At 69.1% G+C, this 17,170-nt stretch carries 18 protein-coding genes; all 18 read left to right on the top strand.

Features of this window, described 5'->3' with window-relative positions; all coding sequences use genetic code 11:
- The first annotated feature begins 104 nt into the window (after positions 1 to 104).
- Positions 105 to 1,223, top strand: a complete 1,119-nt coding sequence (locus tag ACFY10_RS30785; RefSeq protein ID WP_390668463.1) for a glycosyltransferase family 4 protein — start codon at positions 105 to 107, stop codon at positions 1,221 to 1,223.
- Positions 1,220 to 1,918 carry a hypothetical protein gene (locus ACFY10_RS30790; protein ID WP_390668464.1) on the top strand — a complete coding sequence of 233 codons (699 nt, stop codon included), beginning with the start codon at positions 1,220 to 1,222 and terminating at the stop codon, positions 1,916 to 1,918. The genes ACFY10_RS30785 and ACFY10_RS30790 overlap by 4 nt, the downstream gene beginning before the upstream one ends.
- On the top strand, positions 1,915 to 2,709 hold the full coding sequence (locus ACFY10_RS30795; protein ID WP_390668465.1) for a class II aldolase/adducin family protein: 795 nt from the start codon (positions 1,915 to 1,917) through the stop codon (positions 2,707 to 2,709). The genes ACFY10_RS30790 and ACFY10_RS30795 overlap by 4 nt, the downstream gene beginning before the upstream one ends.
- A gap of 89 nt (positions 2,710 to 2,798) precedes the next feature.
- Entirely contained in the window at positions 2,799 to 4,118 is a 1,320-nt protein-coding gene (gene murA, locus ACFY10_RS30800; RefSeq protein ID WP_390668466.1) for a UDP-N-acetylglucosamine 1-carboxyvinyltransferase, read from the top strand.
- A 69-nt stretch (positions 4,119 to 4,187) separates the two neighbouring features.
- Positions 4,188 to 5,339 (top strand): hypothetical protein, encoded by a 1,152-nt coding sequence (locus ACFY10_RS30805; protein WP_390668467.1) that lies wholly within the window; start codon positions 4,188 to 4,190, stop codon positions 5,337 to 5,339.
- Positions 5,221 to 5,652 (top strand): helix-turn-helix domain-containing protein, encoded by a 432-nt coding sequence (locus ACFY10_RS30810; RefSeq protein ID WP_390668468.1) that lies wholly within the window; start codon positions 5,221 to 5,223, stop codon positions 5,650 to 5,652. Before ACFY10_RS30805 ends, ACFY10_RS30810 begins: the two co-directional genes overlap by 119 nt.
- A gap of 113 nt (positions 5,653 to 5,765) precedes the next feature.
- Positions 5,766 to 6,191 carry a DUF6093 family protein gene (locus tag ACFY10_RS30815; RefSeq protein WP_390668469.1) on the top strand — a complete coding sequence of 142 codons (426 nt, stop codon included), beginning with the start codon at positions 5,766 to 5,768 and terminating at the stop codon, positions 6,189 to 6,191.
- 139 nt (positions 6,192 to 6,330) lie between these two features.
- Positions 6,331 to 6,729 carry a hypothetical protein gene (locus tag ACFY10_RS30820; RefSeq protein ID WP_390668470.1) on the top strand — a complete coding sequence of 133 codons (399 nt, stop codon included), beginning with the start codon at positions 6,331 to 6,333 and terminating at the stop codon, positions 6,727 to 6,729.
- Entirely contained in the window at positions 6,713 to 7,153 is a 441-nt protein-coding gene (locus ACFY10_RS30825) for an HK97 gp10 family phage protein (protein WP_390668471.1), read from the top strand. The genes ACFY10_RS30820 and ACFY10_RS30825 overlap by 17 nt, the downstream gene beginning before the upstream one ends.
- Positions 7,150 to 7,398: a hypothetical protein gene (locus ACFY10_RS30830; protein ID WP_390668472.1), complete on the top strand. Its 249-nt coding sequence runs from the start codon at positions 7,150 to 7,152 to the stop codon at positions 7,396 to 7,398. Before ACFY10_RS30825 ends, ACFY10_RS30830 begins: the two co-directional genes overlap by 4 nt.
- A complete protein-coding gene (locus tag ACFY10_RS30835) occupies positions 7,399 to 7,842 on the top strand; it encodes a hypothetical protein (RefSeq protein WP_390668473.1) in 444 nt (147 codons plus the stop codon). It begins immediately after the preceding gene.
- Between the two features lie 142 nt (positions 7,843 to 7,984).
- The gene (locus ACFY10_RS30840; RefSeq protein ID WP_390668474.1) at positions 7,985 to 8,473 is read left to right on the top strand and encodes a hypothetical protein; all 489 of its coding nucleotides are present in this window, start codon (positions 7,985 to 7,987) and stop codon (positions 8,471 to 8,473) included.
- A gap of 16 nt (positions 8,474 to 8,489) precedes the next feature.
- The gene (locus ACFY10_RS30845; protein ID WP_390668475.1) at positions 8,490 to 9,101 is read left to right on the top strand and encodes a hypothetical protein; all 612 of its coding nucleotides are present in this window, start codon (positions 8,490 to 8,492) and stop codon (positions 9,099 to 9,101) included.
- Between the two features lie 50 nt (positions 9,102 to 9,151).
- Positions 9,152 to 9,433 (top strand): hypothetical protein, encoded by a 282-nt coding sequence (locus tag ACFY10_RS30850; protein WP_390668476.1) that lies wholly within the window; start codon positions 9,152 to 9,154, stop codon positions 9,431 to 9,433.
- Positions 9,434 to 14,242, top strand: a complete 4,809-nt coding sequence (locus tag ACFY10_RS30855; protein WP_390668477.1) for a phage tail tape measure protein — start codon at positions 9,434 to 9,436, stop codon at positions 14,240 to 14,242.
- Entirely contained in the window at positions 14,239 to 15,138 is a 900-nt protein-coding gene (locus ACFY10_RS30860; protein WP_390668478.1) for a phage distal tail protein, read from the top strand. The genes ACFY10_RS30855 and ACFY10_RS30860 overlap by 4 nt, the downstream gene beginning before the upstream one ends.
- Positions 15,139 to 15,147: 9 nt before the next feature.
- Complete coding sequence (locus ACFY10_RS30865; protein WP_390668479.1) at positions 15,148 to 16,077, top strand: hypothetical protein; 930 nt, start codon at positions 15,148 to 15,150, stop codon at positions 16,075 to 16,077.
- A 1-nt stretch (position 16,078) separates the two neighbouring features.
- Entirely contained in the window at positions 16,079 to 17,167 is a 1,089-nt protein-coding gene (locus ACFY10_RS30870; RefSeq protein ID WP_390668480.1) for a hypothetical protein, read from the top strand.
- The last annotated feature ends 3 nt before the right edge of the window (positions 17,168 to 17,170 follow it).

Below are 17,170 nucleotides of genomic sequence, written 5' to 3' on the forward strand. Positions count from 1 at the left end.
CACGACAGCCGATCACCGTGCGTATCTGGTCGCTGGTGCCCTTGTTCCAGCGACCAGGCACTTCCACCATCCCTTTGGCCGCTTCCCCTGAAGGAGAGGCACCCATGGTTCCGCACGTTGTCCTCACGTGGGTCACCACCGCCCGCGGTGGAGCAGAGAACTCCGTCGTCGAGCTGGCCGCAAACCTGGCCCGACTGGTGCCCCACGTCGATGTGGTGTGGTGGCGGCAGGGCGGCCCGGCCGCCGGCTCCTGCGCCCCCGCCCGCCTCCACGAGGTAACCGACTGGGACGACTACCGGCAGACGCTCTCGCGTGTCTGCGCGCTGGCCGACGACCGCCCGGCAGTGGTGATCTCGAACCATCGCACCGCGGCTGCGGACGTGGTGATCGCCCCCGACGCCCGCGTCATCCCCGTGGTCCGGCACGTCGTCAACGCCCAGCAGGTTCTGCGGGTGATCAACCCCCATGACGGTGACATGGTCGAGCGCACCATCGGCGAGCTCTGGTGGGAGCTGCTGGCCTCGGTGCCCGTATGGGTGGGCATCTCACAGGCGTCGTCGGCCGCCCTGCGCACGCACGCCCCCCAGGTCCGTTTCGTCACCACCATCCACAACGGCGTCACCATCCCGGCCACCGTCCCGGCCCACAATGGGCCGGCCACGGGAAGACTCCTGGTGGCCTCCGTCGCCCGCACGGTGCCGTGGAAGCGTGTGGACCAGCTCGTACGGGCCGTAGCGGACCCGCGCCTGTCCACCGCCGTACGCCTCGACATCTTCGGAGAACAGGGCTCCCACCAATCCGAACTGGAGGGCTTGGTGCGCGAACTCGCCGCGCCGGTCCGCTTCATGGGATACACCGACGACCTGACCCAGCGTCTCTCGGAGTACGACCTGCTGGCCACCGCAGCCGTCCAGGAGGGCTTCGGACGGGCCGTCATCGACGCTGCGGGCGCAGCGGTTCCCTCCCTCGTGCCCGATGCCGGAGCCAGCCCCGAACTCGTCATCGACGGGCTGACCGGCATGGTCTACAACCCCGACGACCCGGGCGACCTCGTGGCCGCTCTCACCGATGCGCTGCTCGACCGCAAGACCTTGGTGAGCATGGGGAAGGCCGCCCGTGCACTGGCGGAGGGCTGGTACACGCCGGGGCGCTGTGCCGCCCAGTACCTGACGTTGGTGCTGGGCCAGCGTCCCACCCCCCGCCCCCTGGTGGCTGCGCAGTGAGCGGCCCCGGCCCGCTTCTGGGCGATGTGCTGCGCCTGTCCGACGACGTCTTCTTAAAGGGGCTGGGCGCGGGCGTCCTCGACGAGCAGCCCATCGCATCCATCGGCGACGTCTCGGGGGCCGTGTACGACCTCGTGCGCGCCTCGCTCGGGGACCAGCCGAACATCCACCCCGACGCCTACGTGTCGCCTCTGGCGAACGTCGCTGACGACGTGGTGATCGGGCCGGGAGCGAGGGTGCACGAGTATTCGACGGTGCGCGGACGGACGGTGATCTCCTCGCAAGTGCACATCGGCTACGGATGCGAGGTCTCCCGGAGCCTGGTCGGGGAGCACAGCATCCTGTCCCATCGGGCCACCGTGGGCTGCTGCGTCATCGGCCGGCACTGCTACTTCTCCGCAGATCTGCTCACCCCGTCCTGCTTGATCACGAACGACGACATGCTCCGCCCGGACAAGTCCATCAGCTTCGCACTGCCCGACGGCGGGCGGATGAGCACCGGTCAACCGAAGTGGGCCGCCCTGATCGGCGACCACGTACGGGCTGGCTCACGAGTCTCGGTCGGCCCCGGCGCCGTGGTGGGCGCCCGCTCGCTGCTGGAGGCGAACGTCACCGTCGCCACCGCGTGGATCTCGTCCGACACGCGGGTGCAAGGGCCCGAACACCAGATCACCCCCTTGGGAGGCAACGCATGATGATGTACGAGACCGAACGCAGGCACCTGGTCGGTGTCATCGAGGACCTGCGCACCTGGGAACTGCTCAACCCGGCCGGCGGCGCCGTGTCCATGCGCCTGCCGGACGGAAACATCCTGATGTCGAGCACCCGGCTCGCCTTCGACCGCTGGCAGGTGAGCCTGCGCGACTTCATCGTCCTCACGCCCGATGGGGCGATCGTGGAGCGGACCGGCGGGCTCGGGGCATCCGGCACCCCTGTGCACCTGGACCTGTACCGGATGCTGCCCCGCGCCGGGGCCCTCGTGCACACCCACGCCCCCTACACGCTGGCCTTCGCGTCGCTCGGCATACCGGTACCCAGCGTCACCAACCGCGCCGACACGTTCGGCGAGATCCCCTGCCTGCACGCCGACGACCGCGCCGTGAAGGCGGCATTCCTCGCCAGGCCGGTGCCGCTCGATCTGCCGGAGGGCACGGTCCAGCGACCCGAGGTCGCTGCCGTCAACCTGCTGGAGTACCGGCCGCAGCTGGAGGAGGTCATCGCGTCGCGCGCCAGCGAACTGGAGCGGCACGGGCTCGCCTTCACCCTCTACCGGCACGGGGCGTTCACCATCGGCCGACACGTGGAGGAGACGGTCGACCTGATGCTGCGCCTGGAGGAGACCGCGCGTACCGCACTGCTCCAGGCGCAGCTGACCGGCGGAGTGGTCTACCCGAATCGCCTGTACGGCCCCGAGCGGCAGACCTACGTCGGCGCAACCAATGTCACGCCAGTATCGTCGTATCTCACTGGACGGGATTCGATCTAGAGCGAATAGCGAGAATCCCGCCCTAAACACTCGAAACACGGGACGGGATACATCGCTACATGAATAACGTCACCCCTCGGGAGCGACCCATGGCAGCCGACCGCCACGTCTACCGCATCACCGGAGGCGTGCCACTGCGCGGCGCGGTGGAGGCGTCCGGCGCGAAGAACGCTGTCACCAAGCAGCTCGTCGCCACGCTCCTGACCGACGAGCCCTGCGTGCTGCACGGCGTGCCCCGCATCCTGGAGGTCGATCTCGTACTGGGCATGCTCGCCGAGCTAGGCACCGAGGTGTCCTGGCTCGACGAGCACACCGTCCAGGTGCACACGCCCAAGGTGACCAGCACCTCGCTGTCCTCCATGTACTCCGGCGTCAACAGGATCCCGATCCTGATGATGGGCCCCCTGCTGCACCGACGCGGCGAGACGGTCGTCCCGCTGCCCGGCGGCTGCACAATCGGCAAGAGGCCCATCGACTTCCATCTGAACGGCCTGAGCCAGATGGGCGCCGACATCGTGGACGGCACCCGTTCGGTCAAGGTCAGCACCAGTCGGCTCACCGGGGCCCACGTCCACCTCCCGTTCCCGTCGGTCGGAGCCACGGAGAACCTGCTGCTGGCGGCCGTCCTCGCCAAGGGCACCACGGTGATCTCCAACGCGGCCGTCGAACCCGAGATCGTGGACCTGGTCCTGATGCTCCAGAAGATGGGCGCGCTCATCACGATCGACACCGACCGCACCATCGTGGTCAACGGCGTCTCCGAGCTGCGGGGCATCGAGCACCGCACGGTCCCCGACCGCATCGAGATCGCCTCGTTCGCGGCGGCCGCCGTCGCCACCGACGGACGGATCGAGGTACGCGGAGCCCGTCAGGACCACCTGATCACCTTCCTGAACGTCCTCCGCCACATCGGCGGCGAGTTCACCGAGACCGAGCACGGCCTGCAGTTCTTCCGAGCACGGCCGTTGACCGCCACCGACATCGAAACCGGCGTCCATCCGGGCTTCATGACGGACTGGCAGCAGCCCATCACCGTCCTGCTCACCCAGGCTGCTGGTACCTCCGTCGTCCACGAGACCATCTACGAAGACCGATTCGGCTACGCCGAGCAGCTCAGCACCGCCATGGGCGCCGAGATCGAGCTGACCACCCGGTGCCTGGGAGCCACCGCCTGCCGTTGGCACAACCGGGACTTCCAGCACACTGCCAAGATCAGCGGGCCCACTCCGCTCAAGGCCGCCGACCTGGTCATCCCCGACCTGAGGGCCGGGTTCGGTTACGTCCTTGCCGCCCTGGTCGCCGAGGGCACCAGCACCATCAGCGGCACCCGCTATCTCGAGCGCGGCTACGAAGAACCCGTCGCCAAGCTCACCGCCGTCGGCGCCCGCATCACCACACAACCCGCCTGACAGTTCACGCCCTGCCGCCCGCTCAAGACCGGGTGGGCGGCACGGCTCGGCTCGAAAGGACCCCCGCCCGTGCGTACTCCCTCACTACCCCTGGCCGGACGGCGCATCTGGGAACCGGTCATCGACCAGCACGAAACCTGGCTGGCGGTCAACCCGGTACAGGGCTGCAACAAGGCGTGCAGCTACTGCTACCTGCGGGATCGAGGTCAGACCCTCGTGAAGCCGCTGGAGCTGGCCACCCCCAAGCGGACCGTCGAACTACTCCTGGCCAGCCCCTACTACCACCGGCAGGCCGTCCTCGCCCTCTACACCTGCACCGACGCCCTCTCCACAGCGCGGACCCGAGCTCACCTCATCGGCCTGCTCGGCGAGCTCACCACCAATGGCGTGCGCAACCCGGTGTGCCTGATCACGAAGTGCGGCGTCACCGAGGACGTCATCGATGCCATTGCCAGCGCCCGAACGGCCGGCGTCCCCGTGATCGTCTACCTCAGCTACTCCGGCTTGGGTCCCGACATCGAGCGCGGCATCGACCACGAGGTACTCCGCAGCAACTTCCCCCGCCTCCACCAGAACGGCATCCCGGTCATCCACTACTGGCGTCCGCTGATGCCCGCGAACGCCGCCCCGGAAACGATCACCCGGGTCCTCGACCTGGCCGCACGCTACGCCGCCTGCTCCGTCGCCGTCGGCCTCAAGGTCAAACCCGGTGCCCGCAACCAGATGGCCGAGCTGTGGCCCGAACTCGGAGCCGACGACTTGCCGCTCGAATCCGCCGACGCCATATGGCCCCGGCAGACGTGGGACTTCCTCGAATCCCTACCCGAGCGTTACCCCCATCACCCCATCTACCAGACCAATTCTTGCGCCCTGGCGTATGTCCTCCAGCGCCCGGACAGCCACCGCATCCACGGCACCACAACCTGCTCCGCCAACCAATGCCCCGCCCAACAGCGAGAATGCTGCGCTACCGCATCCCCTCCACAGGTCACCGCCGACGACATCAGCGGCAGTCTCGTGTGGCTCGGCGTACCGACCATCGGCTCCGTGGGCTGGGATGCCGAGCAGCGCACTGCGACCCTCAAGGAAGCCCTCTGCACCCGTGACCGCAACAACATCGCACAGCGATACGGCGTCACCGTACGAGCCCCACGGGACGGAGACGACAACTACTGGTCCGGTCGACTCGGAGGAAGCCAACCGCTCATCATCGACTCCTAGCCGCTCGTCCGATTCGGCGGCTGAGTACGCCGAGCGCATCAGGTCCGAACTGGCGGCGCGACTACTCCAGTTACGGACGGACCGCGGCTGGTCGGTCTACGACGTCGAGCGAAGCAGTGGCGTGAGCCGCTCAACGCTGTCCCGAGTCGAACGGAACGTGACCGAACCGACGATTTCCGCCGTGGTCCAGGCCTGCCACGCGTACGGTTACCCGGCCTCGCGACTCCTGGCCGAAGCTGAGGCCAGCGCGCTATCTGCCGCAAGCACTGTGCCGCCGACGTCGAACAACCAGGCGCCGTTAATGGGCTCATAAGGAAACGGCCCCAGCGGCCGTAACGGGCCTCTACCGATCCGGCATGACCGGCGCCCCCGAGGGCTTGTTTCTGCCCGCAGGGGGTGTCCGCGCTGGCGCTTACGCTCGAACACATGAGCAGCCCCATCTCGCTGGCCGCCCTCGCGCCGGTCATGGCGCGGATCATGGTGGACACCGTTCAGATCTTCCGGCCCGGGCCGCAAGTCCTGAACGAGGACACCGGCGTGTACGAGCCAGGCCCTGACATCATCGTGTGGGAGGGACTGGGCGCGGTGTTCGCCGCTGGCGGCCCCGGCATGGTGATGTCCCTGGCGGGACAGGCGTACCAGGACGACGCCCGTGACCGATACCGGCTGTTGACCCCGCTGGAAGCTCCGTTGGCGTCCCGCGACGACTGCGTGCGCGTCACGCACGCCACGGCGGATCAGGGTCTGCTGGGTCGCGTGTGGCGCGTCCTGGACATCTCCGACGCCAACACACTGGCGGTGGTCCGCACTACGTGGATGGACGAGACCACGCAGCAGGCGCCAGTCACCTGATAAGGCGTCCCATGGCTGGGTCACGCGGCCTGGGTGTGACAGGCTCCCCGGTACGCACCGGATTCGGCCAGCAGGGTAGGGGTGCACCGCGCTGAATCGGCTCGGCGGGGCTGTCCGCGCCGGTCCGTAGGCTGATCGGATGGACGATGAGCAGCTACGTCAGGTCCGGATCACCGCCGACCAGGCCGCCAGCACGGTGGTCCTAGACGGCCGCGACATCTCCCGCCAGATATCCGGCTATCAGCTCAGTCAGCGGACCGGGCTGCCCGCTGTGCTGGTGCTGTACCTGTCGCCGCTGGCGAAGGACGACTTCGAGGGGCTGGCCCACGTTGTCGTCGGCGACCCGCCAGACCCGGGCCCCGCCGCCGCGGCGTTCCTCGGCGCTATCGATGCGGGCGAGCTGGAGCGGCATGTGCTGGCCCGGTACGACCTGATGGACGGCGGCCCCAACGAGCTGACCCGGGCCATGCTGCAGCTCCTGCAGGAGTGGGCGCAGGGCAAGTGGTCCTCGGAGGTGACTGATGCCGTCCCCCAGTAACCCGCACCCCAACGCGCATCCCCGGGCGGGCGCTTACACCAACGCCGCCGAGATCGCCGCCGCTCTGGAGCGGCGCGCTGCGCGGGTGCTGCCGCAGGCGTTGGCGGTGGTGCGGCACTACGCGATGCTGCTGGAGACCCAGGTCAAGGCCAACGCCAGCGGGCGGCCGGGCCCGAACGTGATCACGGGCGACTACCGCCGTTCGTGGACGCACGAGGTGCACGTGGCCGGTGGCGTCGTGTCGGGCACGGTCGGCACCAACAAGCCGCAGGGGCGCCGCCTGGAGTACGGGTACATCGGCCCCGACAGTCTCGGCCGCATCTTCGACCAGCCGCCCTACCCCCACCTCGGGCCCGCGGTGCACACGATCGAGCCGATGTTCCTTGAGGCTATGGGCCGCGTCGTCGACGGCGGCCCTGAGTGAGCGGCCTGACGGAGGACCTGCACCAGGCCGTCGCCGGCGTGATGCGCGCCCACGGCTTCGGACTGGTGTCGCGGCTGGCGTTCGTGGTGGAGCTGATCGAGGAGGACAGCGGCGAGTTGGGCCTGCTGCGCAGCTCTACCCCCGCCGACATGCCGGTGTGGGACGAGCTGGGCCTGCACCGGTACGCCGTCACGGACATCGAGGCGGTCATCACCGCAGCCAGGGCGACAGGCGAGGAGGAGTAGATGAGCGTGTCGGGGCGTCAGGTGGCGCTCGCAGTGCAGGCGATGCTGGTCTCGGTGACAGGTCGCTCCTGCGGGTACGGGACTGCCCCGTCGGCGGATGCGCAGCCGACCGGCAACACCATCCCGTACAGCGTGCTGTACGAGCTGGGGCAAGTGGCCGGGTTCGGGCCGCCGTTCGGCGATGCGGACGCGGACGCGCGTGTGTATCTGCAGGTGTCGTCGGTGGGCACGACAGCGGAGCAGGTGTCGCTGCACGCCGACAAGGTGCGCGCCGCGTTCCTCGCCCGGGTGCCCGGTAGCGGTGCGTTCCTCAACCCGATCAACGTGAACGGTGCGAGGGTCATCGACCGGGCACTGGACCAGGAAGACGGCACAACTGTCGCTTCTTCGACCTACACTTACGTGCAGCGTTTCGCCCTGACGGTTTCCACGCCGGGCAGTTGAGAAGCGCACCTCACCGCGGAGGCCCATAGCGCGGACGTCCGGCCACACGGCACGGGCTGACCCCCTGGCTCGCATTTGCGACCTGTTGGGGACGGGCCTCCGCCGTTCGCCGGGGGCTGGGGTCCCCGGAGAGTGAGATCCCTTGAGCAGCCAGCAGCGGTTCATGCGCCGCGGTGTCACCAAGTTCTTCTTCCTCCAAACGATCGCCGACCCCGGCAATGTGCCGATTCGTACCGAGCTGTCGGGTGCCAACGCGACCGACCTGTCCGGTGCGATCTCGGACATCGCCGGATGGTCGCTGGCCAACAGCCCGATCGATACGCCCGACATGGGCTCGACCCTCACCACGAGCATCCCGGGCGAGGACAAGGCCGACTCCTCCAGCCTGACCTTCTACGAGGACCAGGTCACCGACACCATCGAGACGCTGTTGAAGAAGGGCGTCGTCGGGTTCGTCGTGATCATGCGTAAGGGGGACGTCCCGGCGAGCAAGTCGATGGACGTCTTCCCGGTGCGCGTCGCAAGCCGTGCCCCCGCCTACTCCGCAGGCAACGACCCGGCGAAGTTCACGGTCACCTTCGCCATCTCGGGCAAGCCGACGCTCGACGCCGCTATCCCGGCTGCCACCTGACCTGAGGGGATGCCGTATGACCACTCGAAGCAAGGCCCAGCCGCCGGCCGCTGTCGTCGCCAAGGACGCGCACTGGGCCGCAAAGATGGAGCGGCTGCGCGCCCGGAAGCTGCCCGAGTCGACCCTGTCGATCTGCGACGACGAGGACGCGAAGACCGCCGTCACCGACGCGGCGCTGGATCTGGCCAAGGCCCGCGCCGCAGCCCTCGCCGAATGCGTCGAACAGGGCATCCGAGAGGACCAGCGGAATGCGTGGGTGGCGTCCAACCCCGAGGTCTTGGCCACCGATACGGCCCTCACGCGGGCTCAGGAGGCGCTGGCGGAGGCCACGGTGACGCTCACCTTCCGGGCGCTGCCACGCCCGGTGTGGGAGCAGCTGCTGCGCGACCACGCGCCCACCGAGGCGCAGGCCGACAGGGGCATGGAGTACAACGTTGAGACGTTCCCAGCCGCCCTGATCTCCGCCTGCCACGTCGAACGCGACGAGACAGGCGCCGAGGTGGACGGCATGAGCGTCGCCGACGCGCAGGAGCTGCTGGACGCATGGCCGGATGCGGAGGCGAAGGCCCTGTTCACGGGGGCCCTCGTCGTCAACCAGACGCTGCGTGCGGACCTGGGAAAAGGCTGACCTCTGACGCGACGTTCCGCGCCGAGATGGAGCTGTGCCACACCTATGGAATGCCGCACAGCCAATTCACAGGGGCCGGTGACGGCCGCTGGACGGCGCTGGACCGGGCGAAGGCCCTTGCATGGCTGGCGTACACGCGGGCGGTGTGCTCGGGCTGCGGCACCCGCGCGGACGAGTGGCAGCCCGAACTGGGCGGGGACCGGTTCGCGTACGTCGCCGACAGCACCACCTGTCCGGGGTGCGAGCTGCTGGCCATGGAGCGGGAGCAGGTACCGGACGGTCCGGAGGGGCGCGGGGTCAAGATCGGGCTGAGGCCCAGACGGGAGCTGTAGGTGAACACCGCCTACAACCTGTACGTCGACCTGACGGCGCGGACCGGCGGACTCACCGGCGGTCTGCGCCAGTCGGCGACCCAGCTGCGCCAGTTCGACGGGCAGCTGGAGCAGGTCAACCGGACGCTGATGGAGACCGGTTCGGCCACGCAGCGGCTGGCGCGGCTGCAGGCGTCCGCGTCTGCTGACGCGGTCCTCGGCCAGGCCCGTGTCACCGCGGCCGTGGAACGCACCGCGGCCGCGCAGGCGGCTGCCGCCGCGGCGGCCGAACGTTCCGGCCGCGCCTCGGTGCTGGCCGCGAACTTGGCTGCTCGGGCGGAGAGAGAGCGCGCCTTGGCGGCTGCGGCTGGCGAGCGCACGCTGCGCGCCCAGGCGGTCGCGGCGACCATGGCGGCCCGCGCCCAGGCCGCGACCGGGCGGGGTGCGGCTGCGGCGCAGGCCACAGCGAACGCTGCCGCCGCCGCGGCGACCCGGGCCGCGCAGGCGCAGACGCTGCAGGAGGAGCGGGCCGCTGCCGCGCAGGCCACTGCCACCCGGGCTGCCGGCGTGTCGACGCGCGCCACACAGGCACGCACGGCGGCCGATGCACGGGCCACGCAGACGCTGGCCGCACGGGATGAGGCGGAGGCCGCCGCCGCGGCGCGTGCCGCGGCGAACGCTTCCGCCGTACGGCAGGCCGAGGCGGCTGCCGCTGCGGAGGCCCGCGCCGCCACGCAGGCCCGCATCGATGGCTACCTGCGTACCGGGGTGGTGCTGTCGGCGATCCTCGGCGCCGGCGTCGTCTCGGCGGTCCAGCTGGAGAAGCGCATGGCGAACGTCATGACGATCTCCCAGCAGATCAACGCGACGACGGTCAGCGGGTTCACCGACAAGATCGTCACCCTCTCGAAGGGCGTGACGCAGTCGGCGAACCAGCTCGCCGAGGGCCTGTACCAGGTCGTCTCCACGGGCTTCGACGGCTCGGATGCGATGACGATCCTCGGGGTGGCCGCGAAGGGCGCCAGCGCGGGCCTGACGACGACGGAGATCTCCGCGCGTGCGCTGTTGGGTGTGCTGAAGGCGTACGGCCTGCCCGCATCCAAGGCCTCCGACGTCATGGACGTGATGTTCCAGACCGTCAACAAGGGCGTCATCTCCTTCGAGGAGCTGGCCCTGCACCTCGGCGACATCGTGCCGATGGCCGCTGCGGCCGGCATCAGCTTCGACGACCTGGCCGCCGCGTACGCCGCGGTCACCCTGGCGGGCGTCCCCGCGGCGGAGTCCGCGACCGGCCTGAACATGCTGATGACCAGGCTGATGCAGCCCACCCAAGAGCTGAGCAACGAGATGCACAAGCTCGGTTACGAGTCGGCGGCCTCGGCAGTACAGCAGGACGGCCTGTACGTCGTCGTCAACAAGCTGGCGCGGGCCACACACGGCTCCGCTGAGGCGATCACCGGCCTGTTCCATGACGTGCGGGCCTCGCGCGCCATGCTTGCTCTGGCCGCCAACGACGGCCGGAACTACGCCTCGACCTACGAGGGCATCGCCAACCAGGTGGAGCGGGCGGGGGCCACGCAGAAGGCCTTCCAGATGCAGATGAACACCACCTCTGGCCAGTGGTCGATGTTCGTCAACCGTGCCAGGGCTCTCGGCATCGACCTCGGCCGGGCGCTGCTGCCGGTGATGCAGACCATCGGCAACGCTCTGTCGGTGTTCGCCGGCGCGATCGCGGACGCCCCAGCCCCGTTGAAGGACATCGGCGCCGGACTGCTGGCGGTGTCGGCGGGCGGCATGCTCGCCCTGGCCGGGATCACCAAGCTCACGCAGCAGTGGCAGGAGTTCCGTGCCGCGCAGACGGCGGCACGGTCGGGCGGGGCGCTGCTGCCCGCCGCGCTCAAGGGCGCGGGCCTCGCCGTGTCCGGCCTGACGGCACTGCTGACCGTGGGTGTCCTCGCCTACGGCGCGTACTCGGCGTCGAAGGAGAAAGCGAAGCAGGCCACCGACGACCTGGTCGAGGCCCTGCGCCGGGAGCGGGAGCAGGGCGACGCCGGGGCCGGTATCCGCACCCTGACCGAGCAGCTGACCTCCGGTGACTTCGCAGCGAAGATGCGGAAGGCCGGAGTGGACGTCACCGATGCGGTTGACGCGGTCGCCTCGGGCGGGTCGAAGCTGCAGGGCCTGCTTCTGCAACTGCAGTCGCAGAGCACCGAATACGCGCTCAAGGTCAAGTCCGGGAAGGCGCCCGGCAACCTGGAGTACGCGCAGAGGTGGGACGACGCGGCCAAAGCCCTGCAGGGCGCGCACGGCCGATGGTCGACTGCCCTGAAGGACGAAGCCGCCATCGCCGCCCAGATGGAGATCATCAACTCCAAGGTGCTGCAGGCGAAGTACCAGGCCGGGAAGGCGTGGACGCTGGACTTCCTGGTGCCGCCCGGCCAGGACGGCATGCCGCAGTACACCGACGAGATGAAGGCCATGGCGCAGGCCCTGGGCTCCATCGTTGATCCGGCGAAGGCGTGGCAGAACGCGCAGGACAAGGTCGCCAAGTCCAACAAGAACGCCACGGCGACCCTGCAGGACTATCTCAAGGAGCTGCGCGGCCAGTTGAAGGCGCAGCGCAGCTTCCAGGGCAACCTGACCAAGCTGGCCATGGCCGGGTACGGCGACCTCACCGACCACTTCGCGAAGCTCGGTGTGTCGTCGGCGCCGATCCTCGACGAGCTCGTCAAGCAGCTCGGCAAGGGCAAGGCGAAGGTCGCCGACGAGCTGGAGTCGATCCTTACCGAGTCGGCATCCCGCTCGCAGAACGCGTTCAGGGCAGGTCTGACGCAGCTGCCCGCGATCGCCGCCCGTTACGGCAAGAGGATCGCCAAGCAGTTCGCGGATGCCGCCGAGACCAACGACGCCCGCAAGTTCGGGCGGGTCATGCAGGCGATGGCCGTCACCGACATGTCCCGCGCTGTGCGCGCCGGGAGCACGGCCGCCAGGTCGCAACTCTCTCGCGGCATGAGCCTGCTGGCCCGGGTCGCTGCTGAGAAGGGCTCGGACGCGGCGACCGCTCTACAGCGGGCTCTGCTGTCCGGTGACGTGACCACCGCCATGGACCAGATACGGGCGATCTGGGGGGCGGACCCGCCGATCAGCGAGAAGGACCTGCAGAGCGTCGTCTCCGCGTTCCACACAGCGGGCGGCAAGGCTAAGGGTGAGTGGTCGGCCATGTTGGATCTGATCCAGCAGGTCGCCAAGACGAAAGGCACCGATGCCGCGTCTGCCCTGACCACCGCGCTGCTGTCCGGGGACATGAAGGCCGTCGAGCAGCAGCTGGATGCGATCGGCGCGAGCGTGCGGGAAATCCCCGGCACGAAGACCATCTCCGTCAGCGTGAACCCGCCGGCGCCAGTGTCGGTGTCGGTGATCCCGCGCGTCGGGGGTACCGGGCCCGTCGCGAACAAGCCGCAGTGGGCTGACGGCGGCGTGCTCTCGTTCTACGCCGATGGTGCCGTGCGCCGAGAAAACCACGTGGCCGAGATCGCGCCTGCGGGTTCGTGGCGGGTGTGGGCCGAGCCCGAGACGGACGGGGAGGCGTACATACCGCTTGCCCGCTCGAAGCGCGCCCGCTCCAAGAACATCCTCGACGAGGTGGCGCGCAGGTTCGGGGCGACTGTCGACTACCACGCCGACGGCGGCCTCTCCAACTGGTCGTACACGCCTGCGGGCGGCATGGACGGCGTGATCTCGCTGTCGTCGATCGCCTCGGACTCGATGAACAAGAAGGGCGATGCCCTCGACCTGGGCAAGTTCTCCAAGAACCTGCACAAGTCGGTGGTGGAGGCACAGCGGTGGCGTAAGGACCTGTCGACGGTGGCCCGCCGCGCCGGCCAGGACGTCGCCGATGCACTGGAGGCGATGGGCGCTGACGGCATCGATCTGACCCACAAGATGGCCACCGGCAGCTCGAAGTACATCAAGAGCATGGCGGCCGAGCTGAAGAAGCTGGCCGATGCGGCGAAGGCGTCCCTGTCGGACTTCACCACCCAGCTCGGCAGTGCCACGAAGCAGACGTCCGAGTTCCAGAAGAACCTGACGAAGCTCGCGGCCGAGGGCTATGGGGATCTGGCGTCGAGGCTCGCCGCCCAGGGCGACCAGGCCGCGATGGACCTCGCAGCCGAGGCCGTGAAGAGCAAGAAGACGGCCAAGAAGGCCAATGACGCCTCCAAGACCGCGTCGAAGACGCTGTCCGAGGAGGACATGGCGGACCTGCTGACGGTCATCGCCGCGATCAAGACGTCCAAGACGGGCATCCACCAGGTTGCGGACGCGACGAAGCTCGGCGAGGACCGCATCATCGAGGTCGCGAACGTGGGCAAGTCCCAGTTGCAGAAGGCCCTCGGGTCCCGGGCCGCGAAGTTCCTTGCCGACCTTGGGCGGGCCAACAAGGGCCTGTCGTACGCATCCGGCGGTGTCCTGACGCCTGGTCTGTACGCGACGAGCAACGGCTTGATCAGGTTCGCAGAGCCTTCCACCGGCGGCGAGGCGTACATCCCGCTCGGGCAGTCCAAGCGGCCGTCAGCGACGCAGGTCCTCGAGGACGTCGCCCACCGCTTCGGCTACACGCTCACCCCGCAGGGGGTGACCGGCCCTACCCGGGTGGATGCGCATCCGTCCGGCGGGGTGCAGGTCGTGGTGGTGAAGGAGACGGCCCGGCCGCTGATCGGCCAGATGCCGGTGACGGTCACCGCCGGCGGGGACGGCAGCAGGGTGGCGCAGGAGATGGGCGCGGAGGTGATGCGGCGCCTGCGTGCCGCACAGCGAGGAGGCAAGCTGTGACGGCTCTTGACGACTACCAGCTCGACGTCGGCGGCATGGTGATCGGGACGGGCACGCTGCTGCCGGTCGGCGAGGTCACCGGGCTGGGCGCACCCGAGCGGCGCACCGCCGACGCCGACAACCCCACCGACGACGGCGGCTTCCCGGGCGTGGACCTGTTCGGGACGCGCACTGTGACGATCGAAGCCGGTATCCGTACCCCCGACGATCCCGGGGCCGCCCTCGACTTGCTCGGTCAACTGCAGCAGGTCACCGGGGACGACAGCATCCGCAAGACGGCCGGTGCGCTGGCCGTGCTGCGTGCCAAGTGGCCAGGCCGGGACGTCAAGCGCCTGTACGGCCGGTGGCGGCGCGTGGAGGCCGTGTCGATGTCGCAGGCCGTGTACGGGTGGATTCCGCTGACGTTGGAGTTCGCGGTGACGGACCCACGCTGGCACGCCGACCAGTTGCAGAGCCTGGTGCTGCCGCTGGACATCTCCGACGACTCCCAAGGCTTCACGGCCCCCGTGGTCGCGCCGATCACCACCGGCGTATCCAACCCGTCGGAGCGGCCCGGCTGGATCACTAACAGCGGTGACCAGCCCGCCTGGCCGACGGTCCGCATCGACGGCCCGGTCACCAACCCGAAGGTGTGGATCGTGCAGACAGGCCGCTACCTACAGCTGCAGACGAGCATCGCCGCGGGGGAGCGGATCGACATCGACACCCGGCCAGGAACCCGCTGGGTGCTGCGCAACGGGTCCGGCAACGCGGCCCCGGCGCTTACCTCCGGTTCCCGCATGGACCTGTTCCAGATCCCGGCCAAGGCGACGAGCGAGATCCGCTGGACAGCCACGGACTACACGAACACCTGCCGCCTGACCGTGTCGTGGCGCGACGCCTACACCGCCCTGTGAGGACATGAGATGACGCTGATCCAGCCGCCGATGATGATCAATGGCGGCACGCACCCGGCCCGCACGATGCGCATGATGATCCGTGATCTGTCGCGCGGCGCGCAGGGCGTGACCGAGTTCAACGACCTGAAGGTGACCCAGCAGACCACCCCCGGCGCCGGGGTGCAGGTCAGCGACGGCTCCGGCGTCGTGCGCGGCTCCGCCTGGGGCCAGGGCTCCTACACCCAGTACAACGTGGGCACCGCCTTGGTGGACGTCGCCCCAACCGGGGCGACGCCCCGTACGGACATGGTGGTGCTGCGTGTCCTGGACCCCGAGTACGAGGGCAACCTGAACCCGGCCAGAGACGACATCGGCTTCTTCGCCGTGGTGTCGAACGTGTCGTCCACGGCGACACAACCGCCGGCGGGCATGAGCGCGATACCCCTCGCCAGGATCGCGCTGCCTCCGAACTGCGCCACCGTCACGAACGCGATGATCACTGACCTACGGCAGATCGCCAACCCGCGCCGAGACCGGCAGCTTTACACCGCCTTTCCCAGCGCCCTCAGCTCACTGACCTACTCGGACAACAAGTGGCACACGTGGCCTACGCAGGCCAACTGGTCGATCTTCGTGCCGAGTTGGGCGGTCAGCGCGAAGATCGTCACCACCATCGCCGGGCTACGGCTCACCAAAGCCAACGTGTTCGCCCACATGCAGCAGATCTTCGGGTCAACGCAGGGCCAGGACACGGCCATCGACGACGACCAGGGCACTGGAACCCGACGCAGCACCATCGTGCTCGCCGACAGCCTGATCATCCCTGCAGACATGCGGGGCACCACCCACAACCTCTACCTGCAGACCTACATGTCCAAGACCGAGTCCGGGGACCTCGGAGTCGACGGCAGCACCTCCCTCATCTTGGACGTCGAGTTCGAGGAGGGCGTGGTCTGACGTGGCCTCCTACCGATACCTGACGTGCGATGCGGTCAGCGGCAGCGTCCTGGCGTGGGATCTGCCGTTGACCGACGTCAGCTACGGCCCGGAGCTGAACGGGCCCGGCGCGCTGCAGGCCACTCTGGAACCGCACCTGGCGCACGTTCTGGGCTCGATGGTCGACCCCGGCAATACGATGATCTTCGCCGAGCGGGACTCGCGGCTGATGTGGGGCGGCCTGATCTGGCGGGCGGAGCCCGAGGGCAGCAAGTACCCGATCGAGGCCGCCGGGTTCGGGTCGTACCTCCACAAGCGGCACGACGTGCACGGCAACCTGAACGGGCGCGGTCCCTACACCTACGGCGACCCGTGCAAGCTGATCCGGGACGTGTGGGCGTACTGCCAGTCCCAGCCGGACGGCGACCTGGGCGTGGTCGTCGACGCGACCGCCTCAAAGGCGACGATCGGCACCCCGGAGGAGCCGTACGCGACGACCTGGTGGGAGGCGCCGGCCCTCGGCGACGTCGTTGCCGATGCGGTTGCCGTGTTCGGTGGCCCGGAGTGGACGGAGCGTGTGACCTGGGCGAGCGGGCAGCCCGAGCGGCGCATCCAGATCGGCTGGCCCCGCCTGGGCATCCGCCGCACCGACGTGTCGTTCAGCACCGGCGTGAACATCGCAGACTCGCAGCCGGTCGTCTACGACGGCGACGCGTACGCGCAGGTCGTGGTCGCTCTCGGTGCTGGGGAGGGGCAGGCCCGGCGGCGTGCCACAGACGCGGTACGGGACGGCCGGCTGCGCCTGGAGGAGGTCCTGGACCTGCCCTCGATCAAGGCGAAGGACCAGCTGGCGGCGAAGGCCCGCCAAGGGCGGATCGCCCGCCAGAAACGGGGCTCGATCGAGCAGGTCAGCCTCATCGACCACCCCGCGGCCCGCTTCGGCTCCTTCGGGGTCGGCGACGACGTGTGGGTGCAGGTCCACGACCAGTGGACCGACTTCGACGGTTGGGCGCGAGTGACCGGATGGACGCTCACGCCGGCGCAAGGGGACCAGCAGGAACGGATGTTGGTGAGCCTCGCGCCCGCCGACTCCTTCATCTACGGAGGCTGAACC

The organism is Streptomyces sp. NPDC001401 (assembly GCF_042895385.1).
GTDB lineage: Bacteria > Actinomycetota > Actinomycetes > Streptomycetales > Streptomycetaceae > Streptomyces.

What these genes read in the sequence shown, in the direction of transcription:
- ACFY10_RS30785 (WP_390668463.1), top strand. Translation starts at nt 105, where the DNA reads ATGGTTCCGCACGTTGTCCTCACGTGGGTCACCACCGCCCGCGGTGGA.
- ACFY10_RS30795 (WP_390668465.1), top strand. Translation starts at nt 1,915, where the DNA reads ATGATGATGTACGAGACCGAACGCAGGCACCTGGTCGGTGTCATCGAG.
- murA (WP_390668466.1), top strand. Translation starts at nt 2,799, where the DNA reads ATGGCAGCCGACCGCCACGTCTACCGCATCACCGGAGGCGTGCCACTG.
- ACFY10_RS30815 (WP_390668469.1), top strand. Translation starts at nt 5,766, where the DNA reads ATGAGCAGCCCCATCTCGCTGGCCGCCCTCGCGCCGGTCATGGCGCGG.
- ACFY10_RS30820 (WP_390668470.1), top strand. Translation starts at nt 6,331, where the DNA reads ATGGACGATGAGCAGCTACGTCAGGTCCGGATCACCGCCGACCAGGCC.
- ACFY10_RS30825 (WP_390668471.1), top strand. Translation starts at nt 6,713, where the DNA reads ATGCCGTCCCCCAGTAACCCGCACCCCAACGCGCATCCCCGGGCGGGC.
- ACFY10_RS30835 (WP_390668473.1), top strand. Translation starts at nt 7,399, where the DNA reads ATGAGCGTGTCGGGGCGTCAGGTGGCGCTCGCAGTGCAGGCGATGCTG.
- ACFY10_RS30845 (WP_390668475.1), top strand. Translation starts at nt 8,490, where the DNA reads ATGACCACTCGAAGCAAGGCCCAGCCGCCGGCCGCTGTCGTCGCCAAG.
- ACFY10_RS30850 (WP_390668476.1), top strand. Translation starts at nt 9,152, where the DNA reads ATGCCGCACAGCCAATTCACAGGGGCCGGTGACGGCCGCTGGACGGCG.
- ACFY10_RS30865 (WP_390668479.1), top strand. Translation starts at nt 15,148, where the DNA reads ATGACGCTGATCCAGCCGCCGATGATGATCAATGGCGGCACGCACCCG.